This window comes from Streptomyces phytophilus, from assembly GCF_013870535.1.
GTDB lineage: Bacteria > Actinomycetota > Actinomycetes > Streptomycetales > Streptomycetaceae > Streptomyces > Streptomyces phytophilus.
Genome location: NZ_JACBXC010001340.1, coordinates 1 through 1590, shown reverse-complemented (window position 1 = coordinate 1590; position 1590 = coordinate 1). Strand labels below are relative to the sequence as shown.

Sequence of the window (1590 nt, the reverse complement as noted above, 5' to 3'; positions counted from 1 at the left end):
GCCCCGACCCGCGGCGGGGGGTGGAGGTCGTCGCGGTGCGCACGGTGATCTCCTCGCTGCAGGAGAAGCCGGCCGACGCCCACGACGTGTACCTGCGGCTGCACCTGCTCAGCCACCGGCTGGTCCGCCCGCACGGGCAGAACCTCGACGGCGTCTTCGGCCTCCTGGCCAACGTCGCCTGGACCTCCCACGGCCCCGTGCCCGCCGACCGGATCGAGGAGGTGCGGCTCGCGGTCCGCGCCGCCGGGCAGCACCTCCAGGTCAGCCACCTCGACAAGTTCCCGCGCATGGTCGACTACGTGCTGCCCGCCGGCGTCCGCATCGGCGACGCCGACCGCGTCCGCCTCGGCGCGCACCTCGCCGCCGGCACCACCGTCATGCACGAGGGGTTCGTCAACTTCAACGCCGGCACCCTCGGCACGTCCATGGTCGAGGGCCGGATCTCCGCCGGCGTCGTCGTCGGCGACGGCTCGGACGTCGGCGGCGGCGCCTCGATCATGGGCACGCTCTCCGGCGGCGGCAAGGACGTCATCTCCCTCGGCGAGCGCTGCCTGCTGGGCGCCCAGGCCGGCATCGGCATCTCGCTGGGCGACGACTGCATCGTCGAGGCCGGCCTGTACGTCACCGCCGGCACGAAGGTCGCGCTGCCGGACGGCGCCGTGGTCAAGGCCCGCGAGCTGTCCGGCGCGAGCAACCTGCTGTTCCTGCGCAACTCCACCACCGGCGCGGTCGAGGCCCGCCAGCGCTCCGGCTCGTGGGGCGGGCTGAACGCCGCGCTGCACGCCAACGACTGACGCGGGGCGGCCGGTTCGTACCCCCGGATCCGCCTCCCGGGCCCCGCACGAGCCCGCCGCGCACGGCATGTCGCCGTGCGCGGCGGGTTTTTCGCATCCCGAGGCATAGCGGCGGCACGCGGGAGGCGTCTACAGGGGCAGGGTGACCCCGGACGAGGGAGGGGCAAGGGCAGATGGACGCGGCAAGCGAGGCCGGATTCCACGAGTTCGTGGAGTCCAGGTCCGGTGTGCTGTTCAGGACCGCACTGCTGCTGAGCGGCGGTGACCGCGGCGCCGCGGAGGACCTGCTGCAGAACGCGCTGATCAAGGCGGCGGGGCGCTGGCAGCGCATCGACGAGCCGGAGGCGTACGTCCGCCAGGTGCTCTACCGCCAGCAGATCAGCCGCTGGCGGCTGCGCTGGCGATCCCGCGAGCAGGTCGTCGCCGAGCCGCCGGAACCTGGCAGGGCGGCGGCCGGCGGCGACCCCGTGCACGACGCGGAGCTGCGGATCGTGATGGCGCGGGCGCTGCGCCGGCTGACCACGAGGCAGCGCACCATGCTCGTGCTGCGCTACTACGAGGACCTGCCGGAGGGCGAGGTCGCCGCCCTCCTCGGCTGCTCCGTGGGCACCGTGCGCAGCACCACGCGGCGTTCGCTGGACAAGCTGCGCGCCATGTCCCCGGAGCTGGCCTCCCTTGCCCTCGACCCGCCCGGCACCCCGGAACCCGTACGCGAACAGCAGTTGACGGAGGTCAAACCGTGAAGGTCGAGGAGCTGGTGCGCCGTTCGCTGCACCACATGGCGGAGTCGGACGCG

At 73.8% G+C, this 1590-nt stretch carries 2 protein-coding genes; both read left to right on the top strand.

Translation table 11 applies throughout. The features are described from left to right. Positions 1 to 794, top strand: a 794-nt coding sequence (gene dapD, locus H5J30_RS32190) for a 2,3,4,5-tetrahydropyridine-2,6-dicarboxylate N-succinyltransferase (RefSeq protein ID WP_181791161.1), incomplete at its 5' end; no start/stop codon positions are given. A gap of 173 nt (positions 795 to 967) precedes the next feature. Continuing rightward, entirely contained in the window at positions 968 to 1537 is a 570-nt protein-coding gene (locus H5J30_RS32185) for a SigE family RNA polymerase sigma factor (protein WP_181791159.1), read from the top strand. Positions 1538 to 1590 lie beyond the last annotated feature (53 nt).

Bases quoted from the DNA above. Each gene is read 5' to 3' on its own strand.
- H5J30_RS32185 (WP_181791159.1), top strand. From the start codon at position 968: ATGGACGCGGCAAGCGAGGCCGGATTCCACGAGTTCGTGGAGTCCAGG.